The sequence below is a fragment of the Sorangium sp. So ce1014 genome (genome assembly GCF_051521505.1).
Lineage (GTDB): Bacteria > Myxococcota_A > Polyangia > Polyangiales > Polyangiaceae > Sorangium.
The window spans coordinates 7,794,189-7,813,086 of sequence record NZ_CP150356.1 but is presented as its reverse complement, the minus strand read 5'-3'; the positions used below and the strand labels follow the sequence as shown (position 1 = coordinate 7,813,086).

At 71.7% G+C, this 18,898-nt stretch carries 19 protein-coding genes; 11 read left to right on the top strand and 8 right to left on the bottom strand.

The window, feature by feature from the left end:
* Nucleotides 1–211 precede the first annotated feature (211 nt).
* Nucleotides 212–2,239, top strand: coding sequence for a protein kinase domain-containing protein (locus WME75_RS29285; protein ID WP_437477886.1), 2,028 nt, complete (start codon nt 212–214; stop codon nt 2,237–2,239).
* Nucleotides 2,240–2,248: 9 nt separating this feature from the next.
* Nucleotides 2,249–3,256 carry a tetratricopeptide repeat protein gene (locus WME75_RS29280; RefSeq protein ID WP_437477883.1) on the top strand — a complete coding sequence of 336 codons (1,008 nt, stop codon included), beginning with the start codon at nt 2,249–2,251 and terminating at the stop codon, nt 3,254–3,256.
* Between the two features lie 352 nt (nt 3,257–3,608).
* Here the strand turns inward: WME75_RS29280 and WME75_RS29275 are convergent, their stop codons facing one another.
* Both WME75_RS29275 and WME75_RS29270 read right to left on the bottom strand, forming a co-directional pair.
* The gene (locus WME75_RS29275; protein WP_437477880.1) at nt 3,609–4,025 is read right to left on the bottom strand and encodes a hypothetical protein; all 417 of its coding nucleotides are present in this window, start codon (nt 4,023–4,025) and stop codon (nt 3,609–3,611) included.
* A 57-nt stretch (nt 4,026–4,082) separates the two neighbouring features.
* On the bottom strand, nt 4,083–5,831 hold the full coding sequence (locus WME75_RS29270; RefSeq protein ID WP_437477877.1) for an alpha/beta hydrolase: 1,749 nt from the start codon (nt 5,829–5,831) through the stop codon (nt 4,083–4,085).
* A 363-nt stretch (nt 5,832–6,194) separates the two neighbouring features.
* Between WME75_RS29270 and WME75_RS29265 the strand changes: the two genes are divergently transcribed.
* Nucleotides 6,195–6,353: a hypothetical protein gene (locus WME75_RS29265; protein ID WP_437477874.1), complete on the top strand. Its 159-nt coding sequence runs from the start codon at nt 6,195–6,197 to the stop codon at nt 6,351–6,353.
* Nucleotides 6,314–6,679, top strand: a complete 366-nt coding sequence (locus WME75_RS29260) for a class I SAM-dependent methyltransferase (RefSeq protein ID WP_437477871.1) — start codon at nt 6,314–6,316, stop codon at nt 6,677–6,679. The genes WME75_RS29265 and WME75_RS29260 overlap by 40 nt, the downstream gene beginning before the upstream one ends.
* Nucleotides 6,680–6,742: 63 nt before the next feature.
* On the opposite strand, the gene WME75_RS29255 is transcribed toward WME75_RS29260, so the two are convergent.
* The gene (locus tag WME75_RS29255) at nt 6,743–8,113 is read right to left on the bottom strand and encodes a sigma-54 interaction domain-containing protein (protein ID WP_437477868.1); all 1,371 of its coding nucleotides are present in this window, start codon (nt 8,111–8,113) and stop codon (nt 6,743–6,745) included.
* Nucleotides 8,114–8,284: 171 nt separating this feature from the next.
* On the opposite strand from WME75_RS29255, the gene WME75_RS29250 reads away from it, so the two are divergent.
* Both WME75_RS29250 and WME75_RS29245 read left to right on the top strand, forming a co-directional pair.
* The gene (locus WME75_RS29250) at nt 8,285–8,590 is read left to right on the top strand and encodes a 4Fe-4S dicluster domain-containing protein (RefSeq protein ID WP_437477865.1); all 306 of its coding nucleotides are present in this window, start codon (nt 8,285–8,287) and stop codon (nt 8,588–8,590) included.
* Nucleotides 8,591–8,660: 70 nt separating this feature from the next.
* On the top strand, nt 8,661–9,338 hold the full coding sequence (locus tag WME75_RS29245; protein ID WP_437477863.1) for a hypothetical protein: 678 nt from the start codon (nt 8,661–8,663) through the stop codon (nt 9,336–9,338).
* Nucleotides 9,339–9,428: 90 nt separating this feature from the next.
* Here the strand turns inward: WME75_RS29245 and WME75_RS29240 are convergent, their stop codons facing one another.
* Nucleotides 9,429–10,784 (bottom strand): restriction endonuclease subunit S, encoded by a 1,356-nt coding sequence (locus WME75_RS29240; protein ID WP_437477860.1) that lies wholly within the window; start codon nt 10,782–10,784, stop codon nt 9,429–9,431.
* On the bottom strand, nt 10,781–12,247 hold the full coding sequence (locus WME75_RS29235; protein ID WP_437477856.1) for an N-6 DNA methylase: 1,467 nt from the start codon (nt 12,245–12,247) through the stop codon (nt 10,781–10,783). The genes WME75_RS29240 and WME75_RS29235 overlap by 4 nt, the downstream gene beginning before the upstream one ends.
* 139 nt (nt 12,248–12,386) lie before the next feature.
* Here WME75_RS29235 and WME75_RS29230 point away from each other — a divergent pair, with 139 nt between their 5' ends.
* The 3 genes from WME75_RS29230 to WME75_RS29220 are packed head-to-tail and all read left to right on the top strand — an operon-like array spanning nt 12,387 to nt 14,284.
* Entirely contained in the window at nt 12,387–13,022 is a 636-nt protein-coding gene (locus tag WME75_RS29230) for a hypothetical protein (RefSeq protein ID WP_437477853.1), read from the top strand.
* Complete coding sequence (locus WME75_RS29225; RefSeq protein WP_437477852.1) at nt 13,019–13,858, top strand: DUF4159 domain-containing protein; 840 nt, start codon at nt 13,019–13,021, stop codon at nt 13,856–13,858. Before WME75_RS29230 ends, WME75_RS29225 begins: the two co-directional genes overlap by 4 nt.
* 6 nt (nt 13,859–13,864) lie before the next feature.
* Nucleotides 13,865–14,284 carry a hypothetical protein gene (locus WME75_RS29220; RefSeq protein WP_437477849.1) on the top strand — a complete coding sequence of 140 codons (420 nt, stop codon included), beginning with the start codon at nt 13,865–13,867 and terminating at the stop codon, nt 14,282–14,284.
* 1,166 nt (nt 14,285–15,450) lie between these two features.
* Here WME75_RS29220 and WME75_RS29215 read toward each other — a convergent pair.
* A complete protein-coding gene (locus WME75_RS29215) occupies nt 15,451–15,780 on the bottom strand; it encodes a hypothetical protein (protein ID WP_437477846.1) in 330 nt (109 codons plus the stop codon).
* A gap of 294 nt (nt 15,781–16,074) precedes the next feature.
* Here WME75_RS29215 and WME75_RS29210 point away from each other — a divergent pair, with 294 nt between their 5' ends.
* Entirely contained in the window at nt 16,075–17,136 is a 1,062-nt protein-coding gene (locus WME75_RS29210) for an IS1 family transposase (RefSeq protein ID WP_437477843.1), read from the top strand.
* 308 nt (nt 17,137–17,444) lie between these two features.
* Nucleotides 17,445–17,843, top strand: coding sequence for a hypothetical protein (locus WME75_RS29205; RefSeq protein WP_437477840.1), 399 nt, complete (start codon nt 17,445–17,447; stop codon nt 17,841–17,843).
* Nucleotides 17,844–17,986: 143 nt separating this feature from the next.
* On the opposite strand, the gene WME75_RS29200 is transcribed toward WME75_RS29205, so the two are convergent.
* A complete protein-coding gene (locus WME75_RS29200; protein ID WP_437477838.1) occupies nt 17,987–18,235 on the bottom strand; it encodes a hypothetical protein in 249 nt (82 codons plus the stop codon).
* A complete protein-coding gene (locus WME75_RS29195; protein WP_437477835.1) occupies nt 18,232–18,798 on the bottom strand; it encodes an RNA polymerase sigma factor in 567 nt (188 codons plus the stop codon). Before WME75_RS29195 ends, WME75_RS29200 begins: the two co-directional genes overlap by 4 nt.
* Nucleotides 18,799–18,898: the final 100 nt, after the last annotated feature.

Here is an 18,898-nt window from a genome sequence, read left to right as displayed (position 1 = left end):
GCGCAGGGCAAGCCAGCGCGATGAGCGCGACGAGCACGATGAGCGCGATGAGAACAGCGCCCGGCGGCGCCCGGGATAGGGGTAGCCAAGACCGCGCGACCTCGATATTCTAGGGCTTTGCATGACGACTTGCCCCGCGTGGGGGCAGCCGGGACCACGCGACCCCTAGCTTCCATGGCTCAGTATGGCGAGGTGCCCCAAGTGCGGTGCGGTGTACGATGAGGATGTGACGGCGTGTCCGGCAGACGGCAATCCGCTGCTGCCCACGCGTCTGAGCCTCCCCGCCGAGCCGCTCCTCGCGGCGCACACCATGGTCGGCGAGTACCGCATCGAGCGGAAGCTCGGCGCAGGCACGTTTGGAGAGGTCTACGCCGGCGAGCACCCGATCATCGGCAAGCAGGTCGCCATCAAGGTCCTGAACGGGCATTTTGCCGCGCAGCCTCGGGCCGTCGCCAGGTTCGTCGCCGAGGCGCGCGCGGTGAACCGGATCCGCCAGCGCAACATCATCGATATCTTCTCCTTCGGCGTGCTCCAGGAGCTGCAGCGGCACTACTTCGTCATGGAGCTGCTCGACGGCCTCACGCTGGGCGAGCTGTGCCGGCGCAGGAGGCGGCTGCCGTTCCCGACGATCGTCCCCATCCTGCGGGGCATCGCCGACGCGCTCGACGCCGTGCACGAGGCGGGGATCACGCACCGGGATCTGAAGCCCGACAACGTCTTCCTCGCGGCGGAGCGCGACGGGACCTGGTTCCCGAAGCTGCTCGACTTCGGGATCGCGAAGCTCGCGGACGGCTCGGAGGAGACGAGCACCGGGGTCGTGCTGGGCACGCCGCAGTACATGGCGCCCGAGCAAGCGCGCGGGCAGCGGATCGGGCCGCCCGCGGACATCTATGCGCTCGGCGTGATGATTCACAAGATGCTGACGGGAAAGCATCTGTTCACCGGCGAGTCCGCCGTGGAGATGATGTACAAGCACGTATCGGATCCTCCGCCGCGGATGTCGAGCGTCTGCGCCGATCTGCCGCGCGAGCTCGACCTGCCGGTGCTCGCGATGCTCGAGAAGCGCGCGGGCGACAGGCCTCCGAGCGCGAGCAGGGCAGTCGCCGCGCTGCTGGACGCCGCGCGCGGGATCGGGCTCACGCGGGGCCGCGCGCCGGAGGAGCCCGTCTCGGCGCCTCCGGTCGCGACGTGGGCTCCGGGAGAGACGCGCTCGACCACCGAGGTTGTGGCGCCGGCGAGCGCGACGTGGACGTCGGGGCTGGCGTCATCGGCCCTGGAGCCTGCGGCCACCGAGGAGGTGGGGCCGGCGAGCGGGACGTGGACGCCGGGAGGGGTGTCTCCGGCCACCGAGGATGTGGCGCCTGTGAGCGCGACGTGGAGCCCGGGGCTCGCGCCCGCGGCGCGGGAGGACGCGGCCACCCTGGAGACGGGCGCTCCCTTCGAGACGGGGCCCTCGGCGACCGCCGGGAGCTGGGCGCCGGACCGCTGCTCGGACGCCGGTACCGTCCCGACGCCGGAGCCCTCGACTGCGCCCGGGGGATCGGCCATCGCGGTCACCGAGAGCACGGCCGGGCCGATGGCGAGCCCTGGAGGCGCGACCCTCCCCAAGGTGGGGCCGCCCGCCGGGGGGGTGGACCCGGTGCGTGGAGCGGACGCGGGGGATCGTTCGTCGCTGCGCGAGCTGGCCGCCGTCGAGGCGCCGTCGATCGCTCCGGCCGCACGGGCGACGGCGGCGAGGCGCTGGAAGCTCCTTGTCGCGACGGCCGCGGGGCTCCTCGCCGCGACGTGGATGTGGGCGGCCGGGCGTCCCGCCGGGCTCCCCCCGCTGGACGGCTCGAGCGCTGTGGCGCTCGCCTCGGCCGCCGTCGTGCCGCCGCCGCCGCTCGACTCTGCGGCCGCCGCGCCGGCGCCGCTCGCTTCTGCGGCCGCCGCGCCGGCGCCGCTCGCCTCTGCGGCCGCCGCGGTCCCGGGCGCCGCGCCAGCGCCGCGGCCGCTCGCCTCTGCGGCCGCCGCACCGGCTCCGCTCGCCTCGGCGGCCGCCGCGCCGACGCCGCTCGCCTCGGCGGCCGCAGGGGCCTCGGGCGCCGCGCCGCCGCTCGCCTCGGCGGCCGCAGGGGCCTCGGGCGCCGCGCCGCCGCGCACCGCGACCCCGCGCGCCGCGACCCCGCGCGCCGCGACCCCGCGCGCCGGGGGGTTGAGCCAGGGTCACGTGGAGAGGCTCCTCGACCAGCGTGAGTGAATCGGGAACATGAAGCGAGGGCTCTCGTTCCTCGGCCCCGGCGTGCTGCTCGGGGCCGTCGCGCTGTCGAGCGCGGCGTCGGCGCAACGCGCGGTCAAGCCCGTGGCCGAGGTGCTCTTTCGACAGGGGCGCGACCTCTTCAAGGAAGGGAAGTACCCCGAGGCCTGCGACAAGTTCGAGGAGAGCCAGCGCATCGAGCCGAAGCCCGGGACGCTCCTCAACCTCGCCGTCTGTCACGAGAAGGTGGGGAAGCTCGCGACCGCCTGGGCCGAGCTGAGCTCGGTGGAGGAGGTCGCGCGGCGCGAAGGCCGGAAGGACCGCGAGGGCTTCGCGCGCGCGCAGCGCGAGGCGCTGGAGAAGCGGCTCGCGCGGCTCGAGGTCAGGATGGCTGCGCCGCCCGCGAGCCTGCGCCTCACCCTCGACGGCGAGCCGCTGCACAGCGCCGCCCTGAACGCGCCGTTCCCCATCGATCCAGGCCAGCACCGCGTCGCCGCCGCGGCGCCGGGGAAGAGGGCGTGGTCGACCGACGTCGAGGTGCCGCCCGAGCGCGCCACGATCGTCGTCACCGTCCCGGCGCTGGAGGACGCGCCCCCCGCTGCGCTGGGTCCCGCTGGCGCGCCGCCGGGCGCGCTGGCGCCGCGCGCGGCGGGGCCGGCGCCCGCGCCGAAGCCGCCGGCGGGGAGCGCCGGGACGGTGCTGATGGCCACGGGGTTCAGCGTCGGCGCGGTCGGCCTGGTGGTCGGGGCCGTCGCGGGCGCGCTCACGCTCTCGAAGTCCGGGGCGCTCGCCGAGGCGTGTCCGGACGACCGCTGCCCTCCGAGCCGGCGCGGCGAGCTCAGCACGGCCAACACGCTGGCCAACGTCTCCAACGCCGGCTTCGCGGTCCTCGCCGTCGGCGCTGGCGTCGGCGTCGCCGGCCTGCTGCTGCTGCCCTCACGGGACGCGAAGGCGAGCCCGCGCGCGGCGCTGACCCCCGTGATCAGCGCGGGGGCCATCGGCCTGCACGTCGGCTTCTGATGCGGTGATCAGGCGAGGAGGGTTGAACCGCCGGGACCCGAGGCGCTGTCGGGCGCGGCGCCCGGGCGCGTCAGGGGGCGCAGCCGATCCGCTCCGGCGCGACCGCCACGTCGTCGTACCACATCGACCGCGCGGGGCCGTGGAAGCCGAGGTAGCTCCGGAGTGGAAGGTCGACGAGTCGATCTCCATGTTCTTCGACGCATCCGCCGCCTGGTACGTTCTGCTTTTTTTCGGGGTTTCAACCCGTTTGTCGCTCTAGCAGAACGCGCCGCGTCCCGGGAGCGGTTCTTCTGGGGCCAGAGTCCCTACAGGCTGGCCGGCTGTCAGCGCGGCGGGACCTCGTGTCGGCCGCTCACGCGAACGCGGCGGCGTGGCCTGCGTGTGTCTTGATGATGGCGTCGATCCAGCGGAGCAGCGCCGCGACGGGCGGCAGGGTCTGCGCCTCGCGCTGCCAGAGATGGAGCGTCGTCGGGCCTGCAGGTGTGGCCGCGGTGATGTCGAGCATGCTCTCGTCGGGGACGCCCATGCGGGTCGAGCGCCGGGAAGGCACCGAGGAGAGGCCATCGAGGACGCTCGCGAGCGCCTGCCGCTCCCCGGGCGAGAGCGCCGCGGAGCGAGGCGCCACGTCGCGCCCGAGCACCTGACCGCGTATCGACAGCGCCCCCGCCGTGTCGACCGTGACGGTCCATGCGCCGAATACCCCGTTGGGGCCGTGGGCAGAGCCTCCTTCGAACCGGAGGACGCACGCTTCCGGAGGTGTCTCGTTCACGCCGGCGAGCCTAGCAGACCCGAGCGGTCTCCTGCTGATCGGCGCGCGGTGAGCCGGTCAGGGGAGCAGCGGCCGGAGCAGCGCGCGGCGGCGCGCGTCGCGCAGGGCCTCGCGGACGCGCGCGATCGTGCGCTCCTGCTCGGGCGAGGGCGCGCGCGACGCGCGCCGCTCCGCGCCCGGATCGCCCTCCCAGGCGTCCTCGGTGCCGAGGTAAGCGGCGCTCACCCCCGGAGCGACGCTGAAATCCAGGGGCAGGACCTCTTCCGTGCACGATGTGTCCAGGGGCGCCTCGGGATCCGCGAGGAACTGGAGCAGGAGATCCAGGTCGCATGAGCCGCCCATGACATCGGTCGGGCTCTCCAGGCCGTGGGGGGCCCGCGGCAGCATCACGAAGGTCTGGTTCGGGCCCTGCAGGTGGCTCGCGACCGCTTCCGGTATCGCGCTCGGGATGAAGTCGAGCTCCCCGTGGAGGAGCAGCAGGGGGACGCTCGTCGTGGCCCACTGCCCTGCGTGGGCGTCGGGGGTGTAGCGCGGCCAGCTCTCGTGGAGCGCGGCGAGGTGGTCCGTCAGCCCGAGGGCCACGTTGGCCCGGCCGAGGAAGGCCTCGACGTCGGACACGGGCGGCGGCGGGTCGGCCGAGAGCTCGGACAGGATGATGTTGTTGCGGAGCACCGGGGAGTAGAACCGCAGGGTGGGCGAGAGCGGCTCGGGGAGGGGCGCGAACAGGAGCCCCGCGAGGTGGGTGAACGCGCCGACGTCGGCGGGAGAGCACCGGCTCAGCCGGTAGATCAGCGTCGGGATCAGCGGCCTCGGCGCCCACTGATACAGGAATTGCGCGAACAGCGTCTGGAAGAGCTGCCGGTCGTAGCCGAGCGCGGCCACCTCCGGACAGGCCCCTTCCTCGAACGCGTCCAGGGTCTCCGTCATCGTCGCCCACGGGTCGGCGCCGAGCTTGTCCGAGCAGGACGGGTCGGCGCCGCAGAGGCCCATGAACCGCTGGCCGAGGTCGTTGAGCCATCTATCGATGTCCGAGAGGTGCGAGTTGACGGCCAGCGCGGTGAGCGAGACCGCCGACGGCTGGTCGGGGTAGAGCTGGAGGTAACGGTGGCCCCAGATCGTCCCGTAGGAGCCGCCGAGGACGAGGACGTCGCTGCCCGGGACCCGCGTCCGCTCGATGATCTCGCCGACGTCGCGCGCGGCGTTCGTGACGGTGTAGCCCTTGATGTCGTCGCCCAGCTCGGCCTTGAGCTCCGGCAGACAGGCGGCCACCTCGGCGTCGGTGAGATAGCTGCCGGACTCGCTCTCCGGCGTCTCCCCGTCCGGGCAGCCGAGGCGGCTCGAGCGACCCGTGCCGCGGTGGTCCGGCATGTACATGTCGAGCGTCGGGTCGATGGCGCCGAGGAGCTCCACGAGCGGCTCGAAATCGGCGCCGGAATACCCCGGCCCGCCGTTCAGGAGCCAGAGCTGAGCGCGGCTCGGCTGCGTCGCGGAGAGCTTCCGCTTGACGAAGAACGTGATGGTCTTGCCGTCCGGCTGGTCCCAGTGGAGCGGGACCGGGATCTCCGCGCACTCGGCGTCCTCGCCGGTGCCGTCGGTGAGGAGCGGGCAAGGGGTCCACGCGATGGCGTCGCCGCTGCCGCCATTGCCGCCGTCACCGCCATTGCCGCCATTGCCGCCGTCACCGCCCTGGCCGCCCTCCCCGCCGCTGCCACCGCTACTGCCCGTCGAGGAGCTCGACGACGCCGTTCCACCGGGATCCGGTTCATCACCGCATCCCAGCATGCCCTGGGCAAGCAAGATGACCATCGCTCCGCAAGCCAGACTCGCTCTCATGCTCAACACTCCTGAAGGATGAACGCAGCCCCGCACTTTACATGAAGGGCGATCGTTAACTTCTCGACGCGCCATGGCGGCTCTACCGCCCGGCGGCCACGCGGTAAGCAAGAACCGGTGCATCTGACGCGGCGCCGCGCTCGCGCCCCTGCGGCCTGGATCTCCGCAGCGACAGCGCGCTGACGCATGGAGTGTGAACAATCGTCGACTGCGCCCTGTAACGACGACTGGACCACGACGGAACGACGACATGACGGCGCGCCGGCGACGTGGCATGTACGCTGCGTCCCCGCCGCGGGCGATCCCGGGCGGCACACCGCGAACCAAGGCACCCCCGTGCGAGCCCAACGCCCGAGCCTCACCGCCTACCTCGTCGCTGCCCTGCGGGCGCTCTACACCGAGATGCCCGAGCCCTACCGCGTGGCGCCGGACCCGCTCGCGGCCCGCCTCGTCCCGTGGCCGCTCGCCCCGCGTTCTGGATCTGGGAGGGCGTGATCCCGTACCTCACGCGCGAGGCCGTCGAGGGCACCTTGCGCCTCGTGGCGGCGCTCTCGGCCCTCGGCAGCCGCATCGCGCTCACCTACGGGATGTTCCCCGACGACCCTGTGCCCGCCTGGAAACAGCGCCTGATGAGGCGCGCGTTTCGCTCGCTGCGCGAGCCCATCCGCGCGCCGCTCACCCGGGACGCCATGCATGAGCTCCTCGCGCGCGCCGGCTTCCGCGTGCTCTCCGACGAGTCGGCGGTGGACTGGGCCGCGCGCTACTGGCCCCCGCAGCGCGGCGTCCGCGCCGTCGAGCGGCTCGCCGTCGCGGAGCGCTGACGCGGGCGTATCGACGGCGCCGGATCGCGCGGTGCCCGGAAGCCCGGGCGCGCCGGCCTCGAGTCAGCCCTTCTCGCTGCCCTCCCGCCGGATCCCGAGCTTCCGCATCTTGCTTTGCAGCGTCGTCGGCTTCAGCCCGAGCGTCGCGGCCGCCCCGTCCTCCCCGTAGATCTTCCCGCCCGAGGCCCGCAGCGCCTCCTCGATGCAGCGCTGCGCCGCCTCCCTGTACGTCATCGCGCGCCCCGCCGCGCGGGGCGCCGCGGCGAGCGGCGCTGACAGGATGAGCTCGTCCCCGGTCGACATCACCATCGACCGCTCGATCACGTTCTCCAGCTCCCGCACGTTGCCCGGCCAATCGTGCGCCCGCAGCCGCGCCATCGCCTCCGCGCTCACCCGCGGCGGCGGCCGGCCGAAGCTCGCCGCGACCTTCTCCACGATGACCCGCGTGAGGGGCTCCAGGTCCTCGGGCCGCTCCCGCAGCGGCGGGACGACGATGGGAAACACCTGCAGCCGGTAATAGAGGTCCTCACGGAACGCCCCGCTCGCGACCATGGCCTCGAGCGGCCGGTGCGTCGCGGCGATCACCCGCACCGAGACGCGCACCGCGCCCTCGCCGCCGACGCGCTCGATCTCGCCCTCCTGGAGCACGCGCAGGAGCTTCGCCTGCGCCGCCTTGGGCAGCTCGCCGACCTCGTCGAGCAGCAGCGTCCCGCCGTTTGCGCGCTCGAACATCCCGTGGTGCCGCGCCGCGGCGCCGGTGAACGCGCCGCGCTCGTGGCCGAAGAGCGCGCTCTCGACGAGCCCCTCGGGCAGCGCCCCGCAGTTCACCGCGAGGAACGCCCGCTCCGCGCGGCGCGAGAGCGCGTGGACGCGGCGCGCGATCACCTCCTTGCCGGTGCCCGTCTCGCCGCGCACAAGCACGGTCGTGTCCTGCCGCGCGACGAGCGGCACCATCTCCTGGAAGATCGCCCGCATCGCCGGGCCCGCCGCGACCACCTCGCGGGGCAGGGCGACGCGGTCGAGCTCCTCCTGGAGCGCCCGCTTCTCGCCCTGCGCGCGGCGCGCGATCGCCGCGACGCGCCCGAGGACCTGCACCTGCCGGAGCGCCACGGCGAGCAGGCGGCCCAGCGCCTCGAGCAGGGCGGGCGAGAGCTCGAGCGTCGCGCCCTCGCCGAGCGCCATCGTGGCGCAGCCGACGGCGCCCTCCGCGTCGCGGAGCGCGAAGACGGCGAGCGTCTCGCCGCCCGCCTCGCGCCGGATCTCCGGCGCGCCCGGCGCGGCCGCGCCGCGGCGGAGATCGAGCCGCCGGAGCGGCAGATGGCGCGCGAGCACGGCGCTCACCGCGGGGACGAGCGTCGCCTCCGTGTGCGCGCGCGCCGAGGCCTCGCCGAGGTCGGCGAGCAGGAGAACGGCGCGATCGGCGGGGGCGGTCATCGTGCGCGGAGCGAGGCCACCGAAATGGCGTTGCGCGGCACCGTAGGGGCGTTGCCGGGGCAGCACAAGGCCAGCGCGGGCCCGGGAAAGGGCCGCTCGGGCCGCGGGTACGCGCCGTGCACCAGGCAAGGAGAGAGAGCGCGGACGACCGTGCCGCGGAAAGGACCCTTCATGGCCTATGTCATCGCCGAGCCCTGCATCGCCACCTGCGACACCGCGTGCGTCTCCGTCTGCCCCGTCGAGTGCATCCACGGCCCGCTCCCGATCGACGAGATCGCGCGCATCCCCGAAGAAGAGCGGACGACGCGCCTTGCGCGCCTCCAGCTCTACATCGATCCCGAGTCGTGCATCTCCTGCGGCGCCTGCGAGGGCGAGTGCCCGGTGAACGCCATCTTCGATGAGGACGAGCTGCCGGCCGAGTGGGGACATTACCGGGAGATCAACGCCCGCTTCTTCGCGGAGCGCGCCCGCGGGTAGCGCCCCTGCAGGTTGTGGGATCCTGGCGGCAACGCGGTAGTAGGATGGGGCCCGATCGAAGGAGGCATCCATGAAGGCCGCGACAGCGCTGGTGAACGAGATCCGCGAAGAGCTCCGCAACATCGACGATCAGCTGAGGGCCCACCCCTATCCGGGCGCCATCGAGCGGGGCGAGGTCACGCTCGAGGGGCTGAAGGCGTTTCCGGGCCATCAGCACCACGTGGCGCTCAGCGATCTGCGCTCGATGGCGATGATGCTCCAGCGCTTCGCGGACACGCCCTTTCGCGACTTCTGGAGCGGCGTCCTCCAGGGCGAGCTCGCGGCGCCCGGCGGGATCGCCGCCATGGGCCAGAAGCTCGGCATGACCGGGGACGACCTGGATCGCTACGAGGTCACCGCGGAGGGGTTCGCCTACGCCACCCAGATGGCCTGGGCAGCGGCCAACGCCTCGGCGGCCGAGATCGCGTGCGCCCTGCTCATCAACTTTCCTGCCTGGGGGTTCAACTGCGGCAGGATGGCCCGGGCGCTCCGCGACCGGTACGGCTTCGGCCCGGAGCCCACGGCGTTCCTCGACGCGTTCGCGGCGCTGCCGTCGTTCGAGGACACCGCGGTCGCGATCGTGCAGGACGGGCTCGATCGCGGCGTGGCGCCCCGGGCGATTCATCGCACGACCCGGCTCTTTCAGGCGTATGAGAAGATGTTCTGGGACACGATGCTGGCGCTGGGAGCGCAGAAGGCGGGTAGATAGCTCCGAGCGTCAGAGCTCCCGCCAGGAGCTCTCCGGGCTGCGGTGGCTTGCGACCCGTGGTTCATTCTCGGTCTTCGAGCGATCGGTGTTCTACCGCCGGCCGGCGCTCTTCCTTGCCACGACGCCCGCGCGCTCGCCCTGAACCCGGCCGAGGAGCGCCGCCGCCGGCTCGTAGTCCCGGCCCGCTGCGCGCGAGAGCTCCGCCTCGGTGGGGACGAGCTCGCCCGAGAACGCCCGGGCGAGGATCGTCTGCGCGAGCCTGTCGGCCCGGGCCGCGGCGGCGGCCACGCGCTCCTCGACCGCGCCGGCCAGCGCGAAGAGCGCCTGCGCGCGGCGCACGATCTCCGCCTGCTCCTCGCTCGGCGGCAGCGGGGCAGGGATGCCGTTCAGCGCCGCCTGCGTGAGCTTCGGCTGCGCCGAGCCGGTCACGTGGTGCTGGAGATCGAGCGAGTTCAGGAGCAGCTCGAGGTACCCGAGGACCACGCCGGCCTTCGGCTGGACGACGTGAGCGTGGTTGTTCACCCAGAACCGCCCGCTCGCGGCGAAGGCCACCGCGGTGGTCCTGGACAGGAGGTTCGCGCCGTCCTCGGCGACGAGCAGGTAGTCGCCGTCGAACAGATAGCCATCGATCGAATCGATGACGCCCGACGCGCCGTAATAGGGATACGGTCCCCGGCGCCCCCCTCGAACCGTGGAGTTCACCGGGACGCGCCGCCCGTCGTGGTTGTCGACGAGGGCGCCGAGCGGGCAGAGGCCCCACGACGCCGGCAGGCGCCGCGTCGAGCCGCCGTCGCGCCCCGCGCCCGGCGCCGCCGGCCAGGAGCGCCGCAGGGCCTCCGGGAGCTCGGCGGAAGGCGGCGCGGCGGCGTCCGGCGCGCGGAGGTCCTCGGTGAGCCTGCCCGAGCACGCCGCCGCCAGCACGGCCTGCCGGAGCCGCCTGAGGACGAGCGACGCCCTGGCCAGCCGGGCCCTCGCCGCGTCCACCTCGCCGAGCAGGGCCTCGACCTTCGCGACGATGCGGCGCTGCTCGGGGAGGGGAGGCAGCGCGAAGGGGCGCTCGAAGGTCTCGCGCACCTTCACGAACGGCTGCGCGGAGCCGCCCTTCGCCCAGAAGCCCTCGTCGTTGAGGTGGAGGAACAGGTAGTCGACGTCGATGGCCCGCGGGTCCGGCCAGACCACGTGGGTGTTCGCGGTCGCCGACCACCGCCCGCGCGCCTTGAACGCCTTCCCGCACCGCGTCCCCACGGCGGAGACGACGATCGCCTCGCCCTCGTGCTCCCAGCGGTCGGACCACACGTCGGGGCCGGACGCGCTGAACGCCTGGAAGCGCCCGGGCCGCTGCTCGGCGTGGAGCCTCCCCTTGATGAGCTTCGAGCTCCCGCTCCTGTGCGAGCAGAGCGACGCGAGCGTCGTCTCGGCCCACCCCTCGGGCAGGCGCCCGCTCACGCCTCCGCCGCCTTCGCCCCGCCCTCGAGCAGCGCGAGCACGCGGTTCAGCGCGGCGACCGCCTCTTCCAGCTCCTGGATCGCGTCGGTCGCCAGCTCCTCCGGCTCCGGCGGCTCGCCGGCGTCGTCGGCCGACTCCTCCCGGAGCCATTTGAACCCGTCGAGCTTGAACTCGCGCTCCTCGACCTCGCGGAGCTCGAAGCTCCGGAAGCGACCCTCGCGGGAGCTCGCCGCCTCGCGCCGCGCCCGCCCCTCCGGGTCGTCGCCGTAGCACCGCTCGAACTCGGCGAAGTGCGCCGGCGAGAGCGGCCGATCCTTCTTGGTGATCGACGGCACGCCCGTCCGCGCGTCGTAGATCCAGACCTTCTCCGTCGCGCGACCCTTCGTGAAGAAGACGACGTTGGCCTTCACGCCGGGGCTGTACGGGGTGAACGTCCCGCGCGGCAGGCGGAGCACCGTGTGCAGATCGCAGCCCTCGGCGAGGATCTCGAGCACGGCGCCTGCCTGGTCCGCGAACAGGCAGCTGTCCGGCAGGACCATCGCCGCCCGGCCGCCGGGCTTCAGGATCGTCAGCACGTGCTGGATGAAGTTGAGCTGCTTGTTCGCCGTCGCGATCGCGAAGTCCTCGCGGGCCGGCGCCTGGTGCGCCCCCTTCGTGCCGAACGGCGGGTTCGTCAGGATCACGTCGAACTGCTCTTCGGGCGGCGGCGGGGCGTCGATCGAGTCGCCGAGGGCGATCCTCGGCTCGATCCCGTGGAGGTACAGGTTCATGAGGGCGAGCCGGCGGGGGCGCGCGACGAGCTCGTGGCCGAAGAACACCGTGGACTTGACCTGGCCCGCCGCCTCCCGATCGAGCGTTCCCCGCGCCTCGGCCTCGAGCCATTCCCAGGCGGCGACAAGGAACCCTCCGGTGCCGCACGCCGGGTCGCAGAGGGCGAAGCCCGGCTTTCCCCGCGGGTCGGGCCGCATGCACCGCACGATCGACTGGATCAGGACGCGGGGCGTGAAGTACTGCCCCGCGCCCTTCTTCCCCTCGGCGGCGGCCTTCTCGAGGAGCCCCTCGTACGCCGCGGCCTGGATGTCCACGCCGAGGCGCGTCCACGCGACGTCGTCGATGAGGTCGACGAGCCGCTGGAGGTTCGCCGGGCTCTTGAAGCGCGCCTGCGAGCCCGCGTAGATCTCCCCCAGGACGCCGGGGGCCTTGTCGAGGCGCCGGAGGACCTCGGCGTAGCGGTCGAGCAGCGCCTGCCCGCTCGTCGCGCGCAGGGCCGGCCAGGAGCAATCCATCGGCTCGACCTCGCCGCGGGGCGCCCCTGCCTCGACGCGCGAGAGATCGAGGCCCCGCTCGGCGGCCATCTTCAGGAAGAGCAGGTACGTGATCTGCTCGATGTAGTCTCCATGATCGATGCCGTCGTGGCGGAGCGTGTGGCAGAACCCCCAGAGCTTTCCAACAACGTCGGTCATGCGGCGATGGCTTCGTTCAGGTCGTGCAGGTCGTGGAGGAGATCGTCGAGGCGCGGAGGGCGCCGCCTTACCACGGCCGGGTCTCCACGTGTCTCGACGGCGCCGGGACGCGCCGCCGCCGATGTACTAGGCTCGGCCTGTGCCGCGCGCCCTCACCTCGCTGCTCGCGCTCCTCGCGCCGCTCACCGGCCTCGCGTGCGCGTCGTCCTCGCTGCCCGACCCGAAGGAGGCGGTGCGGACCTACGCCGACGCGGCGGCGCGCGGCGACGCCGACGCCATCTACGGCATGCTGAGCGAGCGGAGCCGCACCGCGACGTCGCGCGAGGAGGTGCGGCGGCGGGTGGCCGAGGCGCGCGCCGAGCTCGCCGAGCAGGCCAGGAGCGTCACGGCGCCCGGGGTGGTGGTCAAGACCCGCGCCCGGGTCCGCTACCCGGACGGCGAGATCGCGACGCTCGAGCTCGATGACCGCGAGCGCGCCTTCCGGATCTCGGCCGCCGACGCGCTGCCCGCGGGCGGCCGCACCCCCGAGCAGGCGCTGGAGCAGCTCCGCCGCGTCCTCGCGCGCCGCAGCTACGCCGGCCTGCTGCGGGTCCTCACGCCGGCCACGCGCAGCGCCATCGAGAGCGACCTCCGCTCGCTTGTCGAGGGGCTCGCCCAGCCCGAGGGCCTCGAGGTCCGGATTGCGGGCGACTCCGCGACGGTTCAGATCCCGGGTGGGCACGAGGTGAAGCTCCGGCGCGAGGCGGGTGTATGGCGGGTCGAGGACTTCGATTGAAACGGTGGCTCGCCAGGGCCGGCTCCTCCGGGCTCCGCCGCCTCGTCGCGGCGGCGCTCGTGCTTGTCTCGGCGCTGCTCCTCTCGGCCGTGCCGCGTCCGGCGCGCGCCTTCGGCGAGGAGGGGGCGTGGAACCCGCGGCCGCTGCTCACGGGCAACGCGCGGTGGGAGGGCGTGCGCGCCACCGCGCCGGCGCGCTGGTCGTTCGAGCTGGAGCGCCGGACGAGCGCGCCCGCGCGTCGCAACCCGACCACGGTCCGCGCCGACGACCCGGCGCTGCTGGCCGAGCCGTTCGCGCTCTGGGGCGGCGAGGGCGATCTCCCGCCGCTCACCGAGCGTGAGGTCTTCGGCCTGCGGCGCTTCCTCGCGCTGGGCGGCGTGCTCTTCGTCGACGACTTCGCCCCGGGGAGCGGCGCGTTCGGCCGCGCCGCGCGTCGCGAGCTCGCCCGTGTCCTTCCGGAGGGCTCGCCCATCCCGATCGGCACCGAGAACGTCGTCTTCCGCTCCTTCTATCTCCTCCCGCGCGCCGTCGGCCGCGTCGAGGGCCCGCAGAAGCTCTCGGCGATCGTGCGCGGCGGCATGCCGCAGGTGATCTTCTCCGACCACGACCTCGCCGGCGCGCTGGCGCGCTCCGACGGCGGCGGTTCGAGCGTCGATGTCACGCCCGGGGGCGAGGCGCAGCGCGAGCGCGCGTTCCGGCTCGCCGTGAACATCGCGATGTACGTGCTCTGCTCGAACTACAAGGACGATCAGGTGCACGCGCCGTTCCTGATGCGCCGCCGCGCCATCGACGACGCGCGACCCCGCTCCGTGCCCGCGCTCCCCGGGGCGCCCTGAGCTGACATGCCGGGCCGTCTCGCCCCCGCGCCGAAGCCGGTCTGGCAGAACGACTACTACGCGGTCCTTGTCGACGCGCCGATGGCCATCGTCTGGAATGTGCGCAGCAGCAAGCCGTTCGCCTCGCTCGAGGAGCTCGAGGCCTCGGTGGCGTCGGTCTGCGTTTCCTTGGATGGGCTGGGCCGCTCGCGGTATGCCCTCCTCCTCGACGTCCGCGCCGCTCCCGGCCGGAACGATCCCGCGTTCGAGGCCGCCCTCGACCGCCTCCGGCCGCTCTGGTTCCGGGGCTTCCGCAGGGTCGGCGTGCTCGTGCAGAGCGTCGTCGGCGAGCTGCAGGCCCAGCGCTATGCGAGGAGGGACAGCATCAAGCGGCTGATCACGAGCGACGAGGCCGCGCTCCTGCGGTACCTCACGCAGGGCGGCTGAGCGGCGGATCCTGTCGCGCCCCCGCGCCGCCGCGGCCGATCCGGCGTGCACGAGCCGTTGTTTGTGAGATGGCTCACGTCGCCTGAAAAAGGCGTGTTCATTCCATGAGATGCATCGAGGCGGACCAGGACGCGTTGGGGTCGCGGGCGAGCGCGCTCGCGAAGGACCACAACGCGTTGTGGTCGCGGGCGAGCGCGCTCGCGAAGGACCAGGATGCATTGTGGTCGCGGGCGAGCGCGCTGGTACTGGTCAATTTTGACCAACCGACCAGCCGCAGCCTTGACGACTGGACTGGGCGCCGACGGGATGGTCAGGCGCTGATCCATGGCAGGTATGTCATACCTGGTGCCGCGTGGCGTCGTCCGACCGGCGCGGTCCGCCCGACTGCCTTACGACAAACCGTACAGTAGTAGTGTACGCGAGCGCGTAGATTGAGCACGACCCGTGCCAAGAGGCCCACCTGCTTGGGTTCGCCCGATGGCACTAGCGCAAGTGGAAGTGGAATTTTGATACGCCATGGCGTATATGCATCTGTAGACACTAGGCAAGAGGTAGATCATGGACGGAAACACAGGATCGGCAGCTCGCGCGGCAGAGGCGCCCGATAGGTCGTCCTCTATCCCGCAGGCGGCTCACAATGGGGATGGGGTAGCCAGGATGACGGCTTGGTTGAATAGTCTCCCCCCGCCGCTGGCTAAGTTTTACGCTGACCTGAAGCTCATGGATCCGAAGGGGCAGCCTCGACGGTAATGCTCATCGGGTGCCGCGAGCTCATAGATTTATGCACCAGCCTGGGACTCTCATCTAGCTGGGATGAGAGTCCTAGCGAACACGCGCTATTTCTCTGCTGGCGAGAGGCCAAGGACCTTGCAGGACCTTACCCAAGCGCCATATCCGGGGCTGCGGCCATCTTCTACTCGCTCAGCAAGAACGTGGTCAGTCTCGGAGACGCGTGCGTGCAATTTCCTAGCATGGCTCTGGTTTACCAGCTTTCCATCGATGGCTTGAGGTTCGCAAGCCCGGACCACGAAGAAGTGCGACGCATGCAAAACGACATCGATGATGCTGCATCATTCGATGATGTAGTGTCGTGGCTCCGAGCGCAGCCGATGGTGCCTTTCGAGCAGGCTTAAACCGAGAACATCTGACGCAGCGGTGGCATAGGCTCAATTTTGACCAACCGGCTCGTCGTCGTGACGCTCGATCCGATGTCGAAGCCACGTCATCAGCGCGACCTCCTCCTCCACGTCCCACCCGTACCGCTTCATGAGCTCGATGTGGGCTAGGTGCGCCTCCGGGATCACCTGCATCATGAGGTCGTCGGCGTCCTCGCGCAGGTAGACGTCCGCCTCTCCGCGCTCCGCACGGAGCTCCACGCTCACCACCATCCGCGCGCGCTCCGCAAGGACGAAAGAGCCCACGGCGGGCACCTCCGAGAGGTGCGGCCGCTTGGTGATGGCGTGGCCGCCGTTCTCCAGCATGAGCCGCACGCGCATGCTGCGACCCTACCACGAGCCCATCGAGGCCCGCGTGCGCCAGCAACCGACAGCGCGAAAGAGCCGTCAAACAGGCTGTAATCGCGCACGCGGGCTAGGACATCGCGCGTCCGAGCCACACGGAAACGCCGAGAAACATAGGCGCTCGGTGCTATCTTTCCAGGGTACTTAGCAAAGCGCCCTGTCCCCGGCTGGTCCCCGGAGACAGGGCTGCAACACACCCTGTGGTGGCCCACAGAGCGCTCGTCGCAAGGCGCAGCATGGGCCGGCCAATGGAGAGAGGCAAGCCCCTGCATGGCACACGTGCTGCCCATGGCGAAGCGCGTCGAGGTCGTCGCGCATCTTGTCGAGGGAGCCGGCATCCGGCCCACGACGCGGCTCACCGATGTGAGCAAGCCTGCGATCCTGGCGCTGCTGCTGCGCGTCGGCGAAGGCTGCGAGCAGCTGCACAACCGGCTCGTGCGCGACGTCGACTGCCTGACGGTCCAGGTGGACGAGATCTGGAGCTACGTGCAGAAGAAGCAGGCGCGCGTCCTGCCGGGCGACTCGCCCGAGGTCGGCGAGGCATACACCTTCGTCGGCATGGCGAGCGCGTCGAAGCTGGTCATCAGCTTCCGCGTCGGGAAGCGGGACGAGGAGAACACCGCTGCGTTCATCAAGGATCTGCGCGCCCGTCTGGTGACCATCCCGCAGCTCTACAGCGACGGCTGGGCGCCCTACGTCGCTGCCGTCGGCGGTGCGTTCGCGCTCGCGGGCTCGGTCGACTACGCGCAAGTGGTGAAGCGCTACAACCGGAAGGCTCGCAAGGACGACGATCACCGCTACGAGCCGCCCCGCGAGCCGTTCATCACGAAGACGCCCGTGTTCGGTGTGCCCGACATGAAGCGCGCCAGCACGAGCCACGTGGAGCGCCAGAATCTCACGATCCGGATGCACATCCGGCGGTTCACCCGGCTCTGTAACGGGTTCAGCAAGCGCCTCCCGCACCACAAGGCGGCCGTTGCGCTGCACATGGCGTTCTACAACTTCTGCCGCCCGCACGAGGCGCACCGCGTGACGCCCGCCATGGAGGCCGGGCTAACCGACCACGTGTGGAGCATCGAGGAGCTCGTCACGGCGGCGCTCGCCGAGACGCCCACGGAGCCGCCGAAGCCGAGGGCGCTGAAGCTGCCGGAGCCGCCCGCGGGAGCGCCTACAGCGCCAGCGCGAGCCCTGCCGAACGGGCGCGGGTTCCTCCGGCTGGTAGGCGCCGCGCCGGCTGCGCCTGTGGCACCTACGCCCGCTCCGGAGCCTCCGCCGTCAGAGCCACCACCCGCGCCGCGCAGGATGGCGCAGTTGAGCCTGTTCGACGAGTGACGGCGCAATTTTTGCCACATCGAAGCGATCCGCGTAGCCTGCCGCTGTGGCAGGCAGCGACCAGATAAGCGACGTAGAACTTCAGATAGTGGCCGAGCACCTATGGCGCGCATGGGGCAAGCGCGGCTGTCCGATGTGCGGCGCCACCAAGTGGTCGCTTAGTGGGTACATCACGCTCATGCTTAGCTCAGAGCCGTTGCCTGCGAGCCATGGAACTCGTGGACTCCCCTGCGTGTCGGCGAGTTGCGCTAACTGCGGCAATTGTGTGCTGGTCGATCTGATGGCGTCTGGGCTCTGGGAGAAGCTGAATGCCAAGCGAGGATAGGCCGATCTTCACACTGAATCGGAATGCGCCCCATATCGACTTGCGCCGAATCGGCAAGATTGTTACATATGAGGTAATGGAGACAGACCTCAGAGCATTAGAAGACGCTGCCGGCCAGGAAAAGGACGCGCTCGCGTTCTTCACGCTGTGCCTGGGAATCGCAGTCCCGTCGGGTGTCGGGTTGGGCACAACAGACCCGAAGAGTACCGTTGGGTTTCTGCTGTACGCGGTAACTACCGGCATCTTTACGGTCGCGACAATTTGGTTTTTTGTGCTCTGGCGCCGCAGACAAGGCGCAGCGCGCCGCGTCCTGGATGACATCCGTGTGCGCGCAAGGCTGGAGGCAATTGGTGGCCGCGAACAGGCGGCAACTGGGACGTGAGGCTGCTGCCGGGCGCGCAGGCTGTCCGTCGCCAGGCATATTCGGCCTGACCTTGGCGTTCGCCTTCGCGAACTCCGGACAACGAGCCGCCTACCGCCTTCTCAGCCTGCGAGCGAGACGTGCCCGCGTGAGCCGCAGGCAGGCTACCAGTCGTGCCGCACGAAGAGTCGGTCGATCGCGTCAAGCGCCTGGATGGCGCCGAGTGCCTGCTGGGCCGCTGCGCGCTCGGACTTGGTTCTGGCCTCGATGAGGGCGTCGAGCACCGCGGCCCAGAGCTTGTCGCGGTTCCAGGGGCGCACACCGCGAAGGTCGGCCAGCGCGGGGATCTCGCTGGCGATGAGGGAGAGGTCCTCATCGGTCAGGACGCGCTTCTTGAAGTCGGGGCTGCTCATCGGCGCCACCTCTTCAGCCGCAGGGCGAGCGCTTCCCGGGCGATGCGGAGGCGCGACGCCGCGCTCGATGGGTTCATCCCGCGCCGCTTGGCGTACGCGACGAGCGACTCCGGGTCGTCCACGGACAGGAGCGCCTCTACCTGCCAGGGCGGCAGGCTGACGAGCGCCTCTAGCACCTCGCGCGCCTGTAGCTGCGCTTCCAGGCTCGGCCCGACGGGCTCGTGAAGCCTGCCGAGCGGCTGCGCGGTGAGAACGGCGCGGCGCACCCACGCGCTGTTCACGTAGTGGCCGGCCTTGCGCCAGCTGATGCCGTACAGCCACTTCCGGAGCGCCCTGCGGGCGTCCTCTGCGGGGTCTGGCCGGTACATGCCGCCCTTCACGGAGCGCCATGCGCCCATGAGCACCTGCTGCTCCACGTCGGCACGGTCGCGCGACGGCACGCCGCTGGCGATTAGCACGGCGAGGATGACCGAGCGCTCCGCAAGGATCGCCTGCATCGTCGGCCGCTTCCTGGGATGTCGCGCGGCAGGCGGGCGGCGAGCCCCCTTCCGCGGGCGCATCATCCAGACCTCCCGCAGACGCTGCACCTATCAGCGGCGACGAGCCCGCCGAGGAGCTGCTCAACGGTGACGCCGGCCGCCTTCGCGGCGCGCTGGGCCGCTG

What these genes read in the sequence shown, in the direction of transcription:
- WME75_RS29280 (WP_437477883.1), top strand. Translation starts at nt 2,249, where the DNA reads ATGAAGCGAGGGCTCTCGTTCCTCGGCCCCGGCGTGCTGCTCGGGGCC.
- WME75_RS29270 (WP_437477877.1), bottom strand. Translation starts at nt 5,831, where the DNA reads ATGGTCATCTTGCTTGCCCAGGGCATGCTGGGATGCGGTGATGAACCG.
- WME75_RS29255 (WP_437477868.1), bottom strand. Translation starts at nt 8,113, where the DNA reads ATGACCGCCCCCGCCGATCGCGCCGTTCTCCTGCTCGCCGACCTCGGC.
- WME75_RS29250 (WP_437477865.1), top strand. Translation starts at nt 8,285, where the DNA reads ATGGCCTATGTCATCGCCGAGCCCTGCATCGCCACCTGCGACACCGCG.
- WME75_RS29245 (WP_437477863.1), top strand. Translation starts at nt 8,661, where the DNA reads ATGAAGGCCGCGACAGCGCTGGTGAACGAGATCCGCGAAGAGCTCCGC.
- WME75_RS29235 (WP_437477856.1), bottom strand. Translation starts at nt 12,247, where the DNA reads ATGACCGACGTTGTTGGAAAGCTCTGGGGGTTCTGCCACACGCTCCGC.
- WME75_RS29220 (WP_437477849.1), top strand. Translation starts at nt 13,865, where the DNA reads ATGCCGGGCCGTCTCGCCCCCGCGCCGAAGCCGGTCTGGCAGAACGAC.
- WME75_RS29215 (WP_437477846.1), bottom strand. Translation starts at nt 15,780, where the DNA reads ATGCGCGTGCGGCTCATGCTGGAGAACGGCGGCCACGCCATCACCAAG.
- WME75_RS29210 (WP_437477843.1), top strand. Translation starts at nt 16,075, where the DNA reads ATGGCACACGTGCTGCCCATGGCGAAGCGCGTCGAGGTCGTCGCGCAT.
- WME75_RS29205 (WP_437477840.1), top strand. Translation starts at nt 17,445, where the DNA reads ATGCCAAGCGAGGATAGGCCGATCTTCACACTGAATCGGAATGCGCCC.
- WME75_RS29200 (WP_437477838.1), bottom strand. Translation starts at nt 18,235, where the DNA reads ATGAGCAGCCCCGACTTCAAGAAGCGCGTCCTGACCGATGAGGACCTC.
- WME75_RS29195 (WP_437477835.1), bottom strand. Translation starts at nt 18,798, where the DNA reads ATGATGCGCCCGCGGAAGGGGGCTCGCCGCCCGCCTGCCGCGCGACAT.